Genomic DNA, 20,339 nt, shown 5'->3' on the forward strand with positions numbered 1-20,339 from the left:
CTAAAGGTGAGATAGAATGTCAAAAAAGTTAAGTCATATACTCTTAATTGGAGTTGGTTTATTTTCATCAACTTGGGTAATGGCGGCAGTTAAAGAATATGATTTAACAATCGCTGAACAAACTGTAAATATCACAGGAAAACCAGTTGAGAGAATTACTGTAAATGGTAAATTCGTTGCACCACTTCTTGAATTTGAAGAAGGTGATGAGGCCGTTATCCGTGTTCACAATAAGTTAAAAAATCAGGACTCTTCAATCCATTGGCATGGCTTATTATTACCTGGAATTATGGATGGTGTACCTGGATTTAACAAATTTCATGGCATTGCCCCTAATAAAACTTATGAATATAAGTTTAAAGTCCGCCAAAATGGTACTTATTGGTATCATTCACATAGTAAAGGACAAGAACAAGACGGTTTATATGGTGCTTTTGTTATTTATCCTAAAGATAAAACTCCACTAACAGCTGCTGAAAAAACTGATAGAGATTATGTGGTTTTGCTTTCTGATTTTCATAATTCGACAAGTGATCAAATTATGAAAAATCTTAAAAAAGAAGCAGATTACTATCAGAACCGTCGCGAAACAGTATTCGATGTATTAAAACAAGTTAAACGTGATGGATTAAAGGCAACTTGGCAAGACCGCTCTATGTGGAATCAGATGCGGATGTTGAAAACAGATATGTCCGATGTGACTGGTTATACATTTTTAATGAATGGCAAAACACCTCAGCAAAACTGGACCGGTAACTTCAAAGCTGGTGAAAAAGTTCGCCTTCGTTTTATTAATGCTTCCGCTATGTCATTCTTTGATGTACGCATTCCAAACCTAAAAATGACTGTAGTCAGTGCTGATGGTCAACCTGTAAAGCCCGTTCCTGTAGATGAGTTCCGTATTGGTACTGCTGAAACCTATGATGTCATTGTGGAACCAAAACAAGCACATTACCAAATTGAAGCTGAATCTATTGATCGTACCGGTTTTTCAGTGGGAACATTACATGAAGAAAGCAGCCCAGCAGTCAAACAAATTGAGATGCCTAAGCCTCGTCCTCGTTCTTTATTGACTATGGAGGATATGGGGATGGATCATGACATGTCTTCTATGAAAGGTATGGATCATGATATGTCTTCTATGAAAGGCATGAATCACGATATCTCTTCTATGAAAGGTATGAAGCATGACATGTCATCTATGAAAGATATGAATCATGATATGTCTTCTATGAAAGGCATGAATCACGATATGTCTTCAATGAAAGATATGAATCATGATATGTCTTCTATGAAAGGCATGAATCACGATATGTCTTCTATGAAAGGTATGGATCATGATATGTCTTCTATGAAAGGTATGGATCATGATATGTCTTCTATGAAAGGTATGGATCATGATATGCCGATGAATAGCGCTACTGTTAAGGCGGCTTCAGACAAGAATGATAATACCGTATTTGGATGGGCAAATGCTTCAACACCCGTTGGTCAAAAAGCACTCCAGTATAGTGATTTACAATCTTTAAACCCTCAACCAGATACTCGTGCCCCTGAACGTGAAATGGAAATCCGTCTTGGTGGGAATATGGAGCGCTACATTTGGACAATTAATGGTAAGAAGTTTAATGAAACAGAACCATTCAAAGTGAAATATGGGGAACGTATACGCTTGAAATTTGTGAATGACAGTATGATGGCTCACCCAATGCACTTGCACGGTATGTTTATGCAGCTTGAAAATGGTCAAGATCCAAGTAATATGCCAAATAAACACACGATCATTGTGCCACCAGGGAAAACAGTTACAACTTTACTTACTGCTGATGAATTAGGTGAATGGGCTATCCACTGCCATTTGTTATATCACATGGCAGCTGGAATGATGAACAAACTCATTGTGGCAAATGTAGATAGCAATGATGTTGATTCAAAAAGTATCGTTGCCCAACCCCATGCAAATGATAAGGGAGTGAATCAACATGCAAACCACTAAAAAACTTTTTTCAAAAACACTTTTATCAGTTGCTTTAATTGGTTTAGCAGGTATGGCATTTGCTAATGATAATTCGACTGAAAATCTAAATAAGAGTACGTCAAGTATGAATGTGCTTTTAAGAGAATCAGGCGGATTAGGCTATGTTGAACGTAATACTGATCAAAAGTCTTCAAACAGCAAAGAACTTGAAACTTTAGCTTTTAGCCAAAATCATAAAAAACATTTGAACGAGCATGGTGGGCAAATCTATCAAACAACTAAATTTTCCAATGAGTGGATAGTTGATAAAGATGGAAAGGGCAGCTTAGGTTCGAGTTTCGAGGCATTGATTGGAACAGATGAAAATCGAATGTTTGTTGAAGCTAATATGAATAAAGCGGAGAGTAATGACCCCAAATATGATGTATCAGCTCTTTACAGTAGAAATGTTGCAGCATTTTGGGATGTACAAGCTGGGGTAAGGTATAGTGAGGACAAAAATAACCGTAATAGTAATCGCATTGATGGCGTTATTGGATTATTAGGTCTTGCTCCTTATTTCTTTGAGACAAAAGCTTATCTTTATGGTGGTGAAAATAATTTTTGGGGAGCCAGTTTTGAGTTTGATCGAGATCTATTACTCACTCAAAAGCTAATTACTCAGCCATATATTGCAGCAGATATTGTGCTTAATGATAATTCAGATTTTGCTGCAAAGTCAGGTTTGTCTGAGTTAAAGACAGGTATAAAAACTCGTTACGAGATTAATAAGCGTATCAGACCATTTGTTGATGTCGCTTATCAATATGAAAAAGGGTTGAAAGAGACGAGATTCCAACAAGCCACTGACTCAGAAAAAAGCTGGTTGTATGGTGCAGGTATCGAGTTTGTTTTTTAAAAGTGATGTGAACAACCATCAAAAATAGCAGTTAAAGACTGCTATTTTTTTTTGTATGCTTATTTTGTGAAATGTTGATCCAGATGGCACTGTTGCAAATAGAGATTTGAGTCGATGATGTTCCCTTTAAAAAGTACTTAGAGACCGAAAACCCTGTTGATTAGACACACTTCACCCTGAGGCTGACCATAATAAAATGACGATGCTTGTCCTTTACGTAGTGCACGCATGACTTCAATACCTTTAATTGTGGCATAAGCCGTCTTCATAGATTTGAATCCTAATGTGGCCCTGATGATCCGCTTTAACTTACCATGATCACATTCAATGACATTATTTTTATACTTAATCTGCCTGTGCTCAATATCTACTGGACATTTTCCTTCTCGCTTTAACCGTGATAAAGCATGGCCATAGGTCGCTGCTTTATCTGTATTGATGACCCGTGGAATTTGCCATTTTTTCACCGTATTGAAGATCTTTCCTAAAAAACAATAGGCTGATTTACTGTTCCGTCTAGCGGAAAGGTAAAAGTCAATCGTATGACCATGTTGATCAACTGCACGATACAGGTAAGTCCATCGCCCCTTCACTTTGATATAAGTCTCATCCATATGCCATGAATGTAAATCTGTAGGATTACGCCAATACCAGCGTAAGCGTTTTTCCATTTTTGGAGCATAACGCTGAACCCAACGATAAATTGTACTGTGATCCACATTTATGCCTCGTTCAGCGAGCATTTCTTGAAGTTCACGATAGCTGATGCCATATTTACAATACCAACGAACAGCCCAAAGAATGATTTCACCTTGAAAGTGCCGACCGTGGAAGGGATTCATCTGCTGTATCTCGAAATAAATAAGATATTTAGCTTATCATGTCAGCCTATTTGCAATAGTGCCGATATACGCATTTATCATAAGTAATCGTCAGGCTATTCGTGACTCTGCGGGGTTCACGCCAAGTAAAAACATCATCTAACTCCTCAGCAGTTTCAGTAACAGTCCGGTGTAAATCCTTGGGATTAAAAGCCATCTTGGCGAACTTCTGATTGAACTGCTCAATGAAGCAGGGTAGCCAGGCATTCGCTTGCTCAATCGAACAGATGCCTTCCAGGCGCATTTCTTTGATCAGACGGTCCTGAAGCGTTCTATTGGCCCGTTCTACACGGCCTTTGGCCTGTGGTGAATTAGCGAAGATAATATCGATATTCAGGGTGCTGAGTACGCGCCCAAACTGGGTAATCTTGGTGTCTTTCTTACTGCTTTGATTCACCCTGAAGACTGAATGTTTATCGCTGTAAAATGCCAACGGCTTACCATGCTGCTCAATATACAAACGTGTTGAAATCATATAGTCAAAGGCTGATTCTGATTCACAGAAGCGTAAATGCTGCAATTTTCCTGTGGCATCATCGATAAACACCAGCAGACAGCATTTAGGGGCTCGACCTTCAAACCAGTCATGGTGTGAGCCATCAATTTGAATCAGTTCACCATAACAGTCCCGGTTATAACGAGGCTGATACGGGCGTTTCAGATGCTTGGATCGAGGAATCCATAAATCGGCTGCAATCATCCAAGAACGTAGTGTTTCCACCGAAATGTCGAATCCATGAATGGTAGTGAGCTTTTCATGCGCTAAAGGGCACTGTTGCAAATAGGGATCTGAGTCGATGATTTTCCCTTCAAAAAAGCTTAGAGACCGAAAACTGAACCGTACCAGGTTTGTCGGAGACTCAATATTCTGAGAGACTATTCCGATGAAAAAACCAAACTATACCCCCGAAATTAGAGAAAGAGCGGTTCAATTACTAATTGAATCTGAAAAAGATTATCCTTCTACTTGGGCAGCAATCACAGCTATTGCTCCTAAAATCGGTTGTACTCCTGAAACATTGCGTGTTTGGTATTTAAAGCATATGGATCAACTAAATCCTGCCAAAGTACAACAGATATCTGACCAAGAAAAAATGAAGCAAATGGAACGTGAAATTAAAGAATTAAAGCGTGCCAATGAAATTCTACGCAAAGCAGCCGCTTTTTTCGCCCAGGCGGAGCTCGACCGCCCACACAAATAATGGTGGATTTTATCCAGAACAATAAAGATCGATATGGTGTTGAAGCGATTTGTAGAATTTTACCGATTGCAGCTTCGACCTATTATCGGGCTTTAGATCTCGTTGATAACCCAGAACATCGAGCGAAACGTGCTCTGCATGATTTACATCATGCAGAGCAAATCAAACGTATTTGGAAAGAAAGTTTAGGTCGATATGGTGTGCGTAAGGTCTGGCAACAATTGAAACGTGAAGGTTATGTTATCGCACGTTGTACAGTTGCTCGATTGATGCAGAAGCTAGGTATACAAGGTGTTTGGCGTGGTAAGAATAAACAAACCACCCGTAGCCGAGATGATCAAAAACGAGCAGATGACTTAGTAAAACGCAATTTTAATGCAGATCATCCTGACCAGCTGTGGGTCGCTGACTTCACGTATATTCAAACTCATTCAGGCTGGGTCTACACCGCATTTATTATTGATGTGTTCTCGCGAACAATTGTTGGATGGAAAGTATCAACACGGATGAATACAGATATGGTACTTGATGCACTGGAGCAAGCATTGCATGATCGAGGCATGCCAAAGAATGTGATTCATCATTCCGACAGAGGTGTGCAATATCTTTCCATTCGCTATACCAATCGTTTAGAAGCAGCAAATTTACGAGCATCAGTCGGTACAACGGGTGATTCATACGATAATGCTCTGGCTGAAACGGTGAATGGCTTATACAAAACAGAGGTGATTGAATATTTAAAAGCAGATTGGCAAGGTTTAGCGGATGTACAACTTGCGACATTAAATTGGGTAGATTGGTTCAACAAAAAGCGTGTACACAGTGCACTGGGTTATGTATCGCCTTTTGAGTTTGAAGCAATGTACTATGATAAGATTAATCCGTTAGGTCAGGTGGCCTAACTTAAATAAAAAAGTCTCCGATAAACCCGGTACGGTTCAAACTCTATTTACTAGCCAAACTTCTCCTAGAATATTACCGTTATAAAATAATGAAGCTTGTCCTTTGCGTAGAGCACGCATAACCTCAATTCCTTTAATTGTGGCATAAGCCGTTTTCATAGACTTGAATCCCAACGTAGCCTTGATGATCCGTTTGAGCTTGCCATGATCACATTCAATCACGTTATTCTTGTATTTAATCTGTCGATGGTCCAGGTCTTCAGGACACTTTCCTTCCTGTTTTAGTCGCGACAAAGCACGGCCATAGGTATGAGCCTTATCAGTGTTTATGACTCGTGGAATCTGCCATTTTTTGACATGATTCAAAATCTTACCAAGAAAACAATAAGCTGAATGGGTATTTCGTCTAGCAGAAAGATAGAAATCAAGAGTATGGCCACGTTGGTCAACTGCACGGTATAGATATGCCCATTTGCCATTCACTTTTACGTAAGTTTCATCCAGATGCCATAAATGTCGATCTGTAGGATTACGCCAATACCAACGTAAACGTTTTTCCATTTCTGGAGCATAACGCTGAACCCAGCGATAAATTGTGGTGTGATCAACATTCACTCCACGTTCAGCGAGCATTTCCTGAAGTTCACGATAGCTGATGCCATATTTACAATACCAACGAACAGCCCAAAGAATGATTTCACCTTGAAAGTGCCGACCGTGGAAGGGATTCATCTACTGTATCTCGAAATAAATAAGATATTTAGCTTATCATGTCAGCCTATTTGCAACAGTGCCGAAAAATTCCAGTATGCCGCATAGCCGCAAAGGGCCGGAATTGACGTAAGCAAATGCGTACAAGATCGGATAAAAACCGTCCCCTTTTTATCCGCAGAAATTGGGGATATTTTCTTACCGGAGAAGGCTGACAACATTGAAGAAAGTTTTAATTTGATTAAGAAACAATCAATTTTATTGGCGGAATATATCAAAACAGTTTAAAAAAAAGCCGACTTGTTTCCAAGTCAGCTTTTCGACATCGTCGAGCATTATCACTATAACACAAGTATCTGATTTTTATATATTTAAAATATACTGTTATTCCCAAGTAGAAATGTCCTACCTAATAACCAAATAGAAATGTCCTATACAGACATTTCCAAGTCAAGCACAGGATTCAAATTTCGTTCTTTGATTGCTGTTTTCTGTGCACGTCTGCTTGGCATCTTTTGAGAACGATTGCGTTTGTTTTGTTGTTCCAGTTCTTCATGCTGTTGTTGAATATGATTCAGAACAGCACCCAACCGTTTATTCTCAACAATCTCTCGCTGATTCAGCTGACTTAATTTATCGAAGAGGCTGTAATTGATCTTTCGGCCATCATGCATGATGGCTACAGTACCATCCGGATATTCCAGAAACTCAAGATATTTACCGATTAACCTCTGATTTTCTTCTGTCTTCTCTAGGAGATATACGCATTTATCATAAGTAATGGTCAGGCTATTGGTGACTCTGCGGGGTTCACGCCAGGTAAAAATATCATCTAATTGCTCAGCTGTTTCGGTGGCAGAGCGGTGTAAGTTCTTAGGATTAAAGGCCATCTTTGCAAACTTGAGATTGAACTGCTCAATAAAGCAGGGCAACCACTTATTCGCATCGGCAATCGAACTGATACCTTCCAGACGCATCTCCTTAATCAGACGATCCTGAAGTGTCCTGTTGGCCCGTTCCACACGTCCTTTGGCCTGAGGGGAGTTAGCGAAGATGATATCGATATTCAGGGTACTGAGTACGCGTCCAAACTGGGTAATCTTGGTGTCTTTCTTGCTGCTTTGATTCACCCTAAAGACTGAATGTTTGTCGCTGTAAAACGCTAAAGGCTTACCATGCTGTTCAACATACAAGCGTGTCGAAATCATATAGTCAAAGGCTGATTCTGATTCACAGAAGCGTAAATGCTGCAATTTTCCTGTGGCATCATCAATAAACACCAGTAGGCAGCATTTAGCAGCGCGTCCTTCAAACCAGTCATGGTGTGAGCCATCGATTTGTACCAGTTCACCATAACAGTCCCGATTGTAACGAGGCTGATATGGACGTTTCAGGCGCTTGGAGCGAGGAATCCATAAATTGGCTGCAATCATCCAGGAACGCAGTGTTTCCACTGAAATCTTAAATCCATGAACAGTGGTGAGCTTTTCATGCGCTAAAGTGGGTCCGAAACCATGCAGTTGCTCAGCGACAAGATTGAGGCACTTGAGCCTGATTTCTTCAGGAAGCCTGGAGTTGCTGGTTCGGCCACGACCGGCATGGGCTAATACAACTGGGCCTTGAGCTTTGTATTTCTGCAGTAAGCGTCTGATCTGACGTTCTGAGATATGAAGTAGCTGAGCAGCCTGGGATTGAGTTATGCGTTGATCGCAGATTTCCTGCAAAACCGACAATCGTTTAAGTTCTTTATCCGACATAGACACCAACATATCAAACCGTCCGCTAACGAAATTGCAAAAGTGCATATTCTAAAAGCGGACATTTTTACTTTGGAGAAACCGGACATTTCTATTTTGGAGTTACATATACGTTTCGTATAAGCTCTATTATGTTAAATGGGAGGGAGGGAGCAAAATAAGTTAACATTTTGCTTCCGGTCACATTAAGCTAGAGTTTTATTTAAATAAAGCTATTTAGTAATCATTAAATTAATTAAAATCTAAATCTAACACCAGCTCCATATAACCAACCTTTCTCAGAGTTTGATTCTATTTGCCACGACGTTTCATCATTACCTTTTGAATACTCATAGGCAATGTCGATATACGGCATGATCTTTTTACTGATTTCATAGCGAGTTTCAAGCCCTGCGGTTGCACTGCTTAAACCAGTTTTTTTCGCATATTTAGAGTCATCACTAAAGATCGCATCCAACTCTAAATAAGTTTGAATAATCAACTTTTGCGTAATCAGAAAATCACGTTCCGTTTCTAGACTAAAACCCGCATAACTGTCTTCTCCTGCATAGAGATAAGCATCAGTTTCAAAGAAATATGGTGCCATACCATGTAAGCCAATCACTGCATCAACATTTTCTTCGGTGTCTTTGCGATGATCATCGAGTTCAACTTTTTCACTGCGATAACGTGCACCAATCTGTGCATCCCAAAAGTCTGAAATCATACGGCTATATAAAAGTTTGGCATCATAATGTGCATCATGCGATTCTTCTTTATCGGCATGAACTTTAATAAAAACCTTATTTTCATCTGTGCCAATACGGGTTTCAAACTCTGACTTTAAACCGCCTGTGCCATCTTCATTGACAAACCACTTATTATCCACCGTCGTAATCGCATAAATTTGCGCACCGTGTTCTGAGCGATGATCATAATGCGAACTCTGCTGAGTATTCGCATCTGGTACATGATGTAAATGATTAACCGTAGATGTTGCCTGATGTTGTGCATGATTCATCTGACCATGGTTCATTTTCCCCATCATCTGCATGTGTTGTGCATGCTCTTGTGCAGAATGTTGTGAATGATTCATCTCAGACATGGCTTGATGATTCATTGATGGTACATTTTTTCCATCAGTCTGAGTAGTTGAATGATGCCCTTCGTGCGCCACACTTAAGGTCGTTAAACTCAATACCGCAACAGAAAAAATCGCTTTCAATACAAAATTAGTGATGTGCATGTTCAGCTCCTTTTTGCTCAGTTACTTGTTGAGTTTGAGTCGAATTTGTACCTTGAATTGGCATTGTAGATACTTGTTCATCGCTAACATTCGCCACGATTAACTTGTTCATCATCCCCGCACTCATGTGATACAACAAATGACAATGGATTGCCCATTCACCCAATTCATCCGCAGTTAATAAAGCCGTAACTGTTTTACCCGGTGGTACGATCAATGTGTGTTTATTTGGCATATCTACCGACTCTTGACCATTCTCCAACTGCATAAACATACCGTGTAAATGCATCGGGTGCGCCATCATACTGTCATTAATAAATTTGATACGGATACGCTCGCCATATTTCACTTTTAACGGCTCAGCATCACTAAATTTTTTACCGTTAATGGTCCAAATATAACGTTCCATAGTACCGCCCAAACGCACGACCAATTCACTGCTGGCTTCACGAGTATCTTTTTGCGGCTCTAATGATTTTAAATCGCTATATTGCAAGGCTTTATTACCTGCAGGTGTAGAGGCATTTGCCCAACCATAAACCACTTGATCATTTTTTTGCGGTTTTACTGCGCTATGCTGTGAATGATCCGTGCCTTTCATATCGCCATGGTTCATTTTCGAATGATCCATTCCTGAATGATCACCACCACCATGTCCCATATCTTCCATAGTCGGTTTTACTGCGCTATGCTGTGAATGATCCGTGCCTTTCATATCGCCATGGTTCATTTTCGAATGATCCATTCCTGAATGATCACCACCACCATGTCCCATATCTTCCATAGTCAAAAGCGAGCGTGGACGTGGCTGAGGCATATGAATGCCGTGTGTCACAGGATTTAGTTCATTGTGTAGCGTACCAATCGCATAACCTGAACGGTCAATTGACTCAGCTTCAATTTGATAATGTCCACCTTTTGGCTCCACAATCACATCATAAGTTTCAGCCGTACCAATACGGAATTCATCTACAGAAATGGGTTTCACAGGCTGACCATCAGCACTAACCACAGTCATTTTCAAGTTAGGAATACGGACATCGTAGAAAGACATCGCAGATGCATTCACAAAACGTAGGCGAATTTTTTCATTCGGTTTAAACATTCCTGTCCAATTTTGTTCAGGTGTTTTGCCATTAATGAGGAAGGTATAACCTGTAACATCCGACATGTCGGTTTTTAGCATACGCATCTGATTCCACATTTTGCGGTCAGACCATGTCGCTTTTATGCCATCACGTTTAACCTGCTTCCAAACATCACCCAAGGTTTCACGCTGATCTTGATAATATTCAGCTGAAATTTTAAGATCTTTCTGAATTTGATCACTGGTTTTTTCATGAAAATCTGACAACATCACCACATAGTCACGTTCAGCTTTTTCATGTGCTGCCAATGGTGTTTTACCTTTTGGATAAATCACAAAAGAACCATATAAGCCGTCTTGTTCCTGTCCTTTAGAATGAGCATGATACCAATAAGTCCCGCTTTGGCGAATCTTGAATTTATAAACATACTCGCTTTGAGGCTTAATACCGTTAAAACCATTAAATCCTGGTACACCATCCATAATGCCCGGCAACAACAGTCCGTGCCAATGAATAGAAGAATCTTGGTTTTTTAAATTATTTTTCACGCGAATGATGGCTTCATCACCCTCTTCAAACTCAAGCAAAGGCGCAGGAAATTGACCATTTACGGTAATGCGCTTTACAGGCTTTCCAGTTGGGCTGACCACTGCTTCATCAATAACAAGCTGATATTCACGCACTTCGGCAAAAACCAAAGGCGACGATGCAAAACAAATACCTGCTAATAGGTACGAACTAATTTTATGAGACATAACTTAACCTTAATTTTTGAAAAATAAATAAATTTTAAAAAAAATTGGTTAAGTTTTAGGAGGACGTGAAATTTCTTGCCAATACCCATTTAGATATTGGTTGAGGTAATAAAAATTAGGCTGATCTATAGAATAGAAGGTATCTAGGGGATCTAGCGAGCTTTGCAAAGAATGAAGACATGAGATCTGTGTCTGGCAGGATAAGCTAGAACATTCCTGACACTTTTTGTGATCTATATTCTGATTAATAGCTAAATGATTATGGCAATCGGTATTCGTCTGTACTTCGTGATTAATAGCTAAATGATTATGGCAATCGGTATTCGTCTGTACTTCGTGATTAATACCATGTTGAGTGACTTGCTGTGCTTGATCTAAACAATGATCTTGGCTCATTTCAGTTTGCATATTGATATGCATTATCTTTACTGATGCAACAGACACACTACTCCATCCTATGGCAAAAACCATAAGAAAACAAAACCAAAGTTTTTTGGAGAGATGAGTCAACACGAATGCTATCTAGGAATAGAATTTAATCCAATATATCTTAACGGAATTTCAACTATTTACAACTCAATATAATTTAGTAGTTTCTCTAAAATTAACATAATACACCTTATACGCAGTCAAAAATGGGAGCCTAAGCTCCCATTTTTATTGATGATTTTTTAATTCTTTTAGCATGGCATCCCGTAAAATTTCATTCATTCGTGTTTGATAGCCTTTGCCTTGAGCTTTAAACCATGCAAGTACATCAGCATCTAAACGGATGGAAGTCTGTTGCTTCACTGGACGATAGAATTGATTTTGGCGTACACCATTACTCCAGTCGGCAACTTCAGGAATATCTGAGAGATCTAGCTGATCGTCAGGAACCGTTCCCTTAGCAAGCAAGCGTTCAATTTCAGCATCTTGCTTGTCGCTGAATTTTTCATTCAGTTCTTTGCGTGAGTATCTAACCATGCTCATATTTATCTCGCTCCGCTTTAGTTACCTGTCTTGCACTAATGATTCGTATGATTTCACAGTCATCTTCATCAAAGATGGTGTGAGCTACTAACAGCATTAGTACGCCTTTTACTTTTCCAATGGTTTGCCAACGTTCTTCACCATCGGTATGTCTGTCTTGGATTGAGATCCTCAGTGGATCTTCAAAAACAAGGCTTGCCGTTTCGAAAGAGACATCGTGTTTTTTCTGATTCTTTCGATTCTTTGCCTCATCCCATTCGAAATACTGTTCCATAAAAAACATTCAAATTTGTATATACAATAATGTATCACAAAATTGTATCACTCAAGTTGAGAAGCGTAATTTTTAGGGCACTGTTGCAAATAGAGATTTGAGTCGATGATGTTCCCTTTAAAAAGTACTTAGAGACCGAAAACCCTGTTGATTAGACACACTTCACCCTGAGGCTGACCATAATAAAATGACGATGCTTGTCCTTTACGTAGTGCACGCATGACTTCAATACCTTTAATTGTGGCATAAGCCGTCTTCATAGATTTGAATCCTAATGTGGCCCTGATGATCCGCTTTAACTTACCATGATCACATTCAATGACATTATTTTTATACTTAATCTGCCTGTGCTCAATATCTACTGGACATTTTCCTTCTCGCTTTAACCGTGATAAAGCATGGCCATAGGTCGCTGCTTTATCTGTATTGATGACCCGTGGAATTTGCCATTTTTTCACCGTATTGAAGATCTTTCCTAAAAAACAATAGGCTGATTTACTGTTCCGTCTAGCGGAAAGGTAAAAGTCAATCGTATGACCATGTTGATCAACTGCACGATACAGGTAAGTCCATCGCCCCTTCACTTTGATATAAGTCTCATCCATATGCCATGAATGTAAATCTGTAGGATTACGCCAATACCAGCGTAAGCGTTTTTCCATTTTTGGAGCATAACGCTGAACCCAACGATAAATTGTACTGTGATCCACATTTATGCCTCGTTCAGCGAGCATTTCTTGAAGTTCACGATAGCTGATGCCATATTTACAATACCAACGAACAGCCCAAAGAATGATTTCACCTTGAAAGTGCCGACCATGGAAGGGATTCATCTGCTGTATCTCGAAATAAATAAGATATTTAGCTTATCATGTCAGCCTATTTGCAACAGTGCCATAAAAACTGCCTAATCCTGGATCGTAGAGACTTCATTTTTGAGAAAACGGAAGACCTAAAAGGCTTCAATGGCATCCATTGATTATTCGCCAAAGCTAAATAAAACCGTGGAACATTGATTGTTTTTTGATCGTGAAACATGAAAAATCATAAAAAAGCCCAATCGGGTGTGATTGGGCTATAAACTAGAAACTACAGCATTGATTTCTAAGGAAAATTAGAACACCTTTCGTATAAGGTGTATTATGTTAATTTTAGATAAATTAAAAATTTTCACTTTTAAGGGAATATCATGTTTAAACTTTTCTGCATTTTAATGCTATGTGCTAGTCAACAAGTTTTTGCTGGATTTGAAAATTTAAAAAAAATTGAAATTGAAGAACTTACCTTTAAAGAAATTATTAGAAGTCTTTATGAAGGTCAATTTACTCAAGGAAAAATTACTGAGATTGATTATGAAGATGGAGAATCATTGATGTGGTTCTAGGATTTTAGACCACGCCTATAAGTGATAATCTACTCCCCAATAAGCATGGGAAATGCTTGTTTTTGGAGTCAACCATGACACGAAGAAAACGTCGTAATCATTCAGCAGAGTTTAAAGTTAAAGTTGCTCTCGCAGCAATTAAAGGCGACCACACACTCGCTGAACTTTCTACTCAATTCGATTTACATCAAAACCAAATCATCGATTGGAAAAATCAACTGCTTGAGCAATCAGTCAATATTTTTTCACGACCAACAGCACAACAAGAACCAGAGATTGACCTCAAAGCTCTACATGCCAAGATAGGACATCAGGCATTGCAAATTGATTTTTTAGAAGGTGCGCTCAGAAAAATAGGGCAGCTGAGCGGCAAAAAATGATCGATAAGACCCATCAACTTTCGGTACGACAACAATCGCAATTGATTCAAATCAATCGCAGTACGTTGTATTACAAGTCCAAAGAGATTTCATCAACTGATTTGAGTTTGATGCGCCTGATCGATGAAATTCATCTCGACTACCCCTTTATGGGCAGTCGAATGATACGAGATATGCTACAGCGTCAAGGGCATCAAATAGGTCGGCGTAAAGTCCGACGTTTAATGCGCTTGATGGGAATACATGCCTTGTATCCAAAACCCAATACCAGTAAGCCTAATCTTGCACACCGTATTTTCCCATATCTGTTGAAAAACATGGTCATCGATCACTCTAATCAAGTCTGGTGTACAGATATAACGTACATTCCTATGGCTAAAGGCTTTGTCTATCTGTGTGCAATTATAGATTGGCATAGTCGTAAAGTACTGGCTCATCGTGTATCGATCAGTATGGAAACAGGCTTTTGCATAGATGCGTTGCAAGAAGCAATTGTGAAATATGGTTGTCCAGAGGTGTTTAATACAGACCAAGGCAGTCAATTCACAAGCGAGGCATTTTTGAATGAGTTAAAATTGCGAAATATCCGTATCAGTATGGATGGGAAAGGACGATGGATGGATAATGTAATGATTGAGCGTTTATGGCGCAGCGTGAAGCATGAGGAAGTCTATTTGAAGGCTTACGATACGGTTAAACAAGCGAAACAATCAATTGCTGAATATTTGGATTTTTATAACATGATACGTCCTCATTCAAGTTTGAATAAGGCAACACCGGATGAATTTTATGATCAACATTTACTAAAAGTAATGGCAGCATAATTTAAATATTTAGAGCGGATTTATCACTTATAAAACTGAATTGAGTGGTCTAATTAACGGAACCACATTATCATTTAGTCTTTATGATAAAAATCAAAAAAGAAAAGACATAGAAAATAGTACTTTATTAAAAAAACCAAAAAAATTAGACAAGCTAGAAAATCATTATATGCACTCTGAACAAGAAATGTATGGTGCATATTTAGGTGATATTAGAAGATATTATAATTCCAAAAATGAAGAGCGATTTCTTGTAGGAATTGTAATTGTCGGATTAACAGATGATTGGGGAATTGTCGAGCGTAGGCCTCAAGAAGCACTACTAGATTTATATATATTTAAAAAGAAAGGAAATCTATTTCAATTAATATCTAGAACTTCTGAAGACATAAAGCCAACAGGAAATGTAGGTGTGCCAGCTGGTGTCTTTTGGGATACTTTGTATGATGAAAAAGAATATCAATATCCAGTAGTAAAATTAGGTAAAGATTTAGTCGGCATTTTTAGTGAAAGTACCGTTAGTCTTGGGGTAGGAGATCCATTTCATTCTTACTGGAATGTCATTCGTTTGAATGAAGATGATTACATTACCATTGATTATATCGAGGGAGGAGCAGAGGATACCTTCCAAGATGAAAGCTCTCCTACACATTTTGCATATCAAGCTAGTTATTCAATTTATAATGATAATAGTCCAAACTTTCCAATTTTTGTGCGTTATAGGGGCGATATTCCTCAATATGATCCTGATGGAAACTTTATTACTGTAAAAAAAGATGATTACTCTATTAAATGGATATTTACTAAAGAAAAAGGATATATAAAAACCAATATTTCTAATTAATTTATGGAAGTCTGTAAGCTGTCATTAAAAAGTAAACATGTATTCTTTTGGTAGTGTTCAAAAAACTGTGTCATTTCCTTAAACTGTTAAAAACAGGAATGATGCATTATGGCAACTACATTTGATTTTGAAACAGCCTTAAAACAACTCCAGTCAGGACAAGCACTGACTGGAGAAAATGGCATACTCACCCCTTTAATTAAACAACTGACCGAAGCTGCTCTTGAAGCAGAAATCGAGAATTACATTGAAGCGAATCCGAAACAAGGTAATCGCCGCAATGGCTATACTCGCAAGACAGTAAAATCTACATCAGGTTCATTTGAGCTTGAAACCCCTAGAGATCGAAATGGTGAATTTGAGCCACAGTTAGTTAAAAAGAACCAGACCAAATTATCAGAAGAAATTGACAATAAAATCATATCACTCTATGCACTTGGTATGAGCTATCGTGATATTCAAAAGCATGTTGCTGATATGTATGGATTGGAGATTTCAGATGGTGCTATCACCAATATTACAGATAAGCTCCTCCCTCAGTTACAAGCATGGAAACAACGCCCACTCGATACAATTTATCCCTTTGTTTGGTTAGATGCCATACATTACAAAGTGAAGGATAAAGGTGTTTATGTGAGTAAAGCGATCTATACCATTTTAGCTTTAAATGTTGAAGGTAAGAAGGAACTACTCGGCTTGTATTTATCGGAAAGCGAAGGGGCGAACCATTGGCTTAGTGTACTGACAGACCTACAAAATCGTGGTGTTCAGGATATTCTGATTGCCTGTGTAGATGGACTAAAAGGTTTCCCCGAAGCCATAGCAGCGATTTACCCTCAAACAGAAATACAACTGTGTATCGTTCATCAAATTCGTAATTCTTTACGCTATGTTGCCAGTAAAGATCAGAAGGCATTTATGGCTGATTTAAAGCCAATTTACCGTGCTGATACCAAAGGGGCGGCAGAAGTAGCACTGGATGAGCTAGAAGAAAAATGGGGCGAAAAATATGGTGTGGTCATTCAGTCATGGCGTACCAAATGGCATCTACTATCCGCCTATTTCAAATACCCTAAAGCGATTAGGAAGCCGATTTACACCACCAATGCCGTTGAAGCCGTACATCGTCAATTCCGCAAACTAACCAAAACCAAAGGAGCTTTCCCCAATGAGGATAGTCTGATGAAATTACTGTATATTGGTATTCAACAGGCATCAGAAAAATGGACAATGCCTATTCAGGAATGGGGACAAACGATTACTCAATTATCCATTTACTTTGAAGGTCGATTAGATGATATAATTAAAATCTAGTCAAATTTACTGACACAGAATTTTGAACGCCCTCATTCTTTTCCGAATTGGTTTGATACTCTCTCCACCCATTGCTCTATTTTATCAGCTGTCATGACTTGAAAATCTCGCCAATAATATTTCATCTGCTTCCATACCATCTCGATTCGATTTAACTCAGGGCTATAAGCTGGAATAAAATACAAATTCGTCGAAAAGTTACTTTTAAGTAGCTCTCTGTAATCAGCCATCTTTTTACTTCTATGAATCGAGGCATTATCAACAATAAGAACCAATGGAAGGTTATAAGTCTGTTTTACTTGTTGAGCTATTCCAGTTAAATAGGCATAAAACCAAGTGCTTGTAACTGACTCTTGTAAACAACTTGTCACCAGTTTCCCCGTTGAAAGCAAACACCCCATGACATTAACTCGTTTTAATCTTATTGCATCAACCGCATGAACATCAGCTATCTTTGTCCACGCATAGCGGTTATCAGGTGTAGATGAAAACCCTGTTTCATCAACATAACCTAATATAATTTCACCACGTGCCGCTTGCTCTCGTAATTTTTCAATCTGCTGTGTTGCTTGTTCAAATGCAATCGGATCTCTTTTTTTTCAAGCTATGACGGGTACGCTTGAAGACCATACCTGAATCACGTAAAAACTTACGAATGGTTTCAACAGACACGGACACTTCGTATTCTTCATGTAGTTTGACTCGGATTTGTTCTGCATTGAGTGGACTTGTATTGACCCAATCTAGGATTTTCGCCTGATAGTCTGAGATCAATGTATTGGGCCGACCTGAGCGATGACCTTCTTTAATCGATTCAAACTCATACAATTCCCAACGTCGGCGTTGTAGCCTTATGGTTTCTGGGATACGTTCTTGTAGAGTGGCAACTTCCGCAACACTTTTACCTTCAGAAAGCCAGAGAATAGTTTGGGCACGTTGTCTTTCACGCCAATGTTTTGCATGCTTGGCCAGAAAAATGAGTCGTTCTCGCTGTTCTAAACTAAGTGGTACAGAAACAATTCGAGGCATGTGTGAACATCTGTTAACTAAAAAAACTTTTTTCGCATGATTAGTTATTTTTGTCAACTTATCTGTAAGAGCTTAACAAATAAAGTATAATTAACATTCATATCTTATTAATTTCAAAGAGTTGCTTGTGTCATTCCAAACCCCAATAAGTATATCTGAAGCTATTCTAAATATAGATCAAAACAAATATTTACTACCAGCAATACAACGTGAATTTGTTTGGTCACATGACAAAGTTGAATGGTTATTCGATTCAATAATGAGAAACTATCCAATTAGTTCTTTTTTATTTTGGGAAGTAAATGAACAAACAGCTAAAGGATATAAATTTTATAAATTTATATCTGAATATCGAGAAAGGTATAAAACACATAATGATGAAATATCTACAAATGGTTTAACATCTTTTAATGCAATTTTAGATGGTCAACAGCGACTAACATCTTTATATTTAGGATTAAAGGGTAGTTTTGCATATAAAGAATATAGAAAAAAATGGGAAAATACTGAAGTATCGATACCAACAAGACAGCTTTATTTGAATATAGATCAAGAACTTAATAATGAAGAAGATGGTAGAGTATATGAGTTTAAATTTTTAAGAAATCAAGATACAAAGAACCAAATAATATATAAATCAAGTACCAATGTTAATTGGTTTAAAGTAGGTGAAATTCTCAATTTAACAAATGATGAAGATTTAGATAATTTTGTCGAAAACTTAAATGGAGCATTTGCAAGAAAAGCTATTCGCCAACTTAAGCGAACAATTAATGACTACAAACTAATTAATTTCTTTTTAGAAAAAGATCAAAATATTGATAAAGCTTTAAATATTTTTATACGTATAAACAGTGGTGGTGAACCTTTAAGTTTTTCAGACTTGATCATGTCTATTGCTGTTGCTAATTGGGAAAAAAAAGATGCTAGAAAAGAAATTCATCAATTAGTAGACAACATCAGAGATAAAGGCTTTAGTATTAGTAAGGATTTAATTTTAAAGACTTTTCTTTATTTATATAGCACTGATATTAAATTCAAAGTTAATAATTTCTCGAAAGAAAATGCTCAATTATTTGAGAAAAAATGGGATGAGATAAGAGATGCTCTCTTAGAAACTTTCAACTTACTTAAAGTGTTTGGCTTTAATGACTACACATTAACATCTAAAAATTCTATTCTTCCAATAGTTTACTGGATATACCACAATAAAATTTATAAAGATTTTAGCACTAAAATTGAATATAAAAATCAACGACTTGAAATTAAAAAATGGTTGCATATAAGTCTATTAAAACAACTTTTTAGTGGAACATCTGACTCTGTACTTTCCCAAATAAGAAGAGCTTTTAGCCCTGAAAAATTAACAACATCTTCATACCCAATACAAGAAATTTTTTCATTTGTGAAAAAAGATATCAGTATTGGAAGTGAATTTATTGAAGAGTTATTAAATATTCAATACGAAGAAGCCCAATCCTTTTCTATATTGGCTTTATTATTTCCACATTTAGATTATAAAAATAATTCTTTCCATAAAGATCACTTACATCCTCAAGATGAGTTCAAAAACTTATCTAATGAAGATAAAACCAAATACAGTTGGAGAGAGTACAACTCTATAGTTAACTTACAAATGCTTGATTCAAATGAAAATATGTCAAAAAATAATTTACATTTAGATAAATGGATTGAGAATGAAACTATTGATAAAGGGTCTTTTAAAGACAATTTCTTAGTAAATCATTTACTACCATTAGAATGTGATTTTGCAATTACTGAGTTTGATAAATTCTTTATTGCAAGAAAAAATATCTTATTTAATAAACTCTATGAAATTTTAAAATGATGTGGTTCTAGGATTTTAGACCACGCCTATAAGTGATAATCTACTCCCCAATAAGCATGGGAAATGCTTGTT

The 20,339-nt window shown here is 37.7% G+C and carries 18 protein-coding genes, 1 pseudogene and 1 other annotated feature; of the genes and pseudogenes, 8 read left to right on the plus strand and 11 right to left on the minus strand.

Translation table 11 applies throughout. From position 1 onward, the window contains the following. Positions 1-16: 16 nt before the first annotated feature. Together AC0T5Z_RS00605 and AC0T5Z_RS00610 are read left to right on the plus strand one after the other, a co-directional pair. Positions 17-1,996: a multicopper oxidase domain-containing protein gene (locus tag AC0T5Z_RS00605; RefSeq protein ID WP_435337711.1), complete on the plus strand. Its 1,980-nt coding sequence runs from the start codon at positions 17-19 to the stop codon at positions 1,994-1,996. Then, a complete protein-coding gene (locus tag AC0T5Z_RS00610; protein WP_435337712.1) occupies positions 1,983-2,876 on the plus strand; it encodes a copper resistance protein B in 894 nt (297 codons plus the stop codon). Before AC0T5Z_RS00605 ends, AC0T5Z_RS00610 begins: the two co-directional genes overlap by 14 nt. 137 nt (positions 2,877-3,013) lie before the next feature. Here the strand turns inward: AC0T5Z_RS00610 and AC0T5Z_RS00615 are convergent, their stop codons facing one another. Together AC0T5Z_RS00615 and AC0T5Z_RS00620 are read right to left on the minus strand one after the other, a co-directional pair. Beyond that, positions 3,014-3,718: an IS6-like element IS1008 family transposase gene (locus tag AC0T5Z_RS00615; RefSeq protein ID WP_004812241.1), complete on the minus strand. Its 705-nt coding sequence runs from the start codon at positions 3,716-3,718 to the stop codon at positions 3,014-3,016. Positions 3,719-3,782: 64 nt separating this feature from the next. Then, positions 3,783-4,523: pseudogene (locus AC0T5Z_RS00620) on the minus strand (ISNCY family transposase); the annotation flags it as partial. A 118-nt stretch (positions 4,524-4,641) separates the two neighbouring features. Here AC0T5Z_RS00620 and AC0T5Z_RS00625 point away from each other — a divergent pair. Further along, a protein-coding gene (locus AC0T5Z_RS00625; protein ID WP_151826295.1) for an IS3-like element ISAba29 family transposase occupies positions 4,642-5,861 on the plus strand; the annotation gives its coding sequence in 2 pieces (ribosomal slippage) (positions 4,642-4,918 and positions 4,918-5,861; 1,221 coding nt in all). Next, positions 4,917-5,033 (plus strand) — a sequence feature (AL1L pseudoknot). It overlaps the preceding gene by 117 nt. Before the next feature lie 36 nt (positions 5,862-5,897). On the opposite strand, the gene AC0T5Z_RS00630 is transcribed toward AC0T5Z_RS00625, so the two are convergent. The 7 genes from AC0T5Z_RS00630 to AC0T5Z_RS00660 form a co-directional block, all read right to left on the minus strand. Further along, positions 5,898-6,593 carry an IS6-like element IS1007 family transposase gene (locus AC0T5Z_RS00630; protein WP_253175663.1) on the minus strand — a complete coding sequence of 232 codons (696 nt, stop codon included), beginning with the start codon at positions 6,591-6,593 and terminating at the stop codon, positions 5,898-5,900. A 410-nt stretch (positions 6,594-7,003) separates the two neighbouring features. After that, entirely contained in the window at positions 7,004-8,329 is a 1,326-nt protein-coding gene (locus tag AC0T5Z_RS00635; RefSeq protein ID WP_081403899.1) for an ISNCY family transposase, read from the minus strand. A 235-nt stretch (positions 8,330-8,564) separates the two neighbouring features. Next, on the minus strand, positions 8,565-9,554 hold the full coding sequence (locus AC0T5Z_RS00640; protein ID WP_435337813.1) for a copper resistance protein B: 990 nt from the start codon (positions 9,552-9,554) through the stop codon (positions 8,565-8,567). After that, positions 9,541-11,397 (minus strand): copper resistance system multicopper oxidase, encoded by a 1,857-nt coding sequence (locus AC0T5Z_RS00645; RefSeq protein WP_159138998.1) that lies wholly within the window; start codon positions 11,395-11,397, stop codon positions 9,541-9,543. The genes AC0T5Z_RS00640 and AC0T5Z_RS00645 overlap by 14 nt, the downstream gene beginning before the upstream one ends. Before the next feature lie 657 nt (positions 11,398-12,054). Then, entirely contained in the window at positions 12,055-12,369 is a 315-nt protein-coding gene (locus tag AC0T5Z_RS00650) for a BrnA antitoxin family protein (protein WP_216986651.1), read from the minus strand. Beyond that, positions 12,356-12,643, minus strand: coding sequence for a BrnT family toxin (locus tag AC0T5Z_RS00655; protein ID WP_039890878.1), 288 nt, complete (start codon positions 12,641-12,643; stop codon positions 12,356-12,358). The genes AC0T5Z_RS00650 and AC0T5Z_RS00655 overlap by 14 nt, the downstream gene beginning before the upstream one ends. Positions 12,644-12,771: 128 nt before the next feature. After that, positions 12,772-13,476 carry an IS6-like element IS1008 family transposase gene (locus AC0T5Z_RS00660; RefSeq protein ID WP_004812241.1) on the minus strand — a complete coding sequence of 235 codons (705 nt, stop codon included), beginning with the start codon at positions 13,474-13,476 and terminating at the stop codon, positions 12,772-12,774. A gap of 356 nt (positions 13,477-13,832) precedes the next feature. On the opposite strand from AC0T5Z_RS00660, the gene AC0T5Z_RS00665 reads away from it, so the two are divergent. The 4 genes from AC0T5Z_RS00665 to AC0T5Z_RS00680 all read left to right on the plus strand — a co-directional run bounded on the left by AC0T5Z_RS00665 (position 13,833) and on the right by AC0T5Z_RS00680 (position 17,389). After that, positions 13,833-14,027 carry a hypothetical protein gene (locus tag AC0T5Z_RS00665; RefSeq protein WP_473786249.1) on the plus strand — a complete coding sequence of 65 codons (195 nt, stop codon included), beginning with the start codon at positions 13,833-13,835 and terminating at the stop codon, positions 14,025-14,027. Between the two features lie 74 nt (positions 14,028-14,101). Continuing rightward, a protein-coding gene (locus AC0T5Z_RS00670) for an IS3-like element ISAcsp5 family transposase (RefSeq protein ID WP_100222370.1) occupies positions 14,102-15,231 on the plus strand; the annotation gives its coding sequence in 2 pieces (ribosomal slippage) (positions 14,102-14,354 and positions 14,354-15,231; 1,131 coding nt in all). A 40-nt stretch (positions 15,232-15,271) separates the two neighbouring features. Further along, positions 15,272-16,075: a hypothetical protein gene (locus tag AC0T5Z_RS00675; protein WP_435337856.1), complete on the plus strand. Its 804-nt coding sequence runs from the start codon at positions 15,272-15,274 to the stop codon at positions 16,073-16,075. Between the two features lie 108 nt (positions 16,076-16,183). After that, positions 16,184-17,389 carry an IS256 family transposase gene (locus AC0T5Z_RS00680; RefSeq protein ID WP_160127165.1) on the plus strand — a complete coding sequence of 402 codons (1,206 nt, stop codon included), beginning with the start codon at positions 16,184-16,186 and terminating at the stop codon, positions 17,387-17,389. 32 nt (positions 17,390-17,421) lie between these two features. Here the strand turns inward: AC0T5Z_RS00680 and AC0T5Z_RS00685 are convergent, their stop codons facing one another. Both AC0T5Z_RS00685 and AC0T5Z_RS00690 read right to left on the minus strand, forming a co-directional pair. After that, positions 17,422-17,973 (minus strand): IS630 family transposase, encoded by a 552-nt coding sequence (locus AC0T5Z_RS00685; RefSeq protein ID WP_473786287.1) that lies wholly within the window; start codon positions 17,971-17,973, stop codon positions 17,422-17,424. Then, positions 17,963-18,418, minus strand: coding sequence for a helix-turn-helix domain-containing protein (locus AC0T5Z_RS00690; RefSeq protein WP_004973749.1), 456 nt, complete (start codon positions 18,416-18,418; stop codon positions 17,963-17,965). Before AC0T5Z_RS00690 ends, AC0T5Z_RS00685 begins: the two co-directional genes overlap by 11 nt. A gap of 127 nt (positions 18,419-18,545) precedes the next feature. Between AC0T5Z_RS00690 and AC0T5Z_RS00695 the strand changes: the two genes are divergently transcribed. Next, entirely contained in the window at positions 18,546-20,267 is a 1,722-nt protein-coding gene (locus tag AC0T5Z_RS00695) for a DUF262 domain-containing protein (RefSeq protein ID WP_473786250.1), read from the plus strand. Positions 20,268-20,339 lie beyond the last annotated feature (72 nt).

Source organism: Acinetobacter pengchengensis, assembly GCF_982235305.1.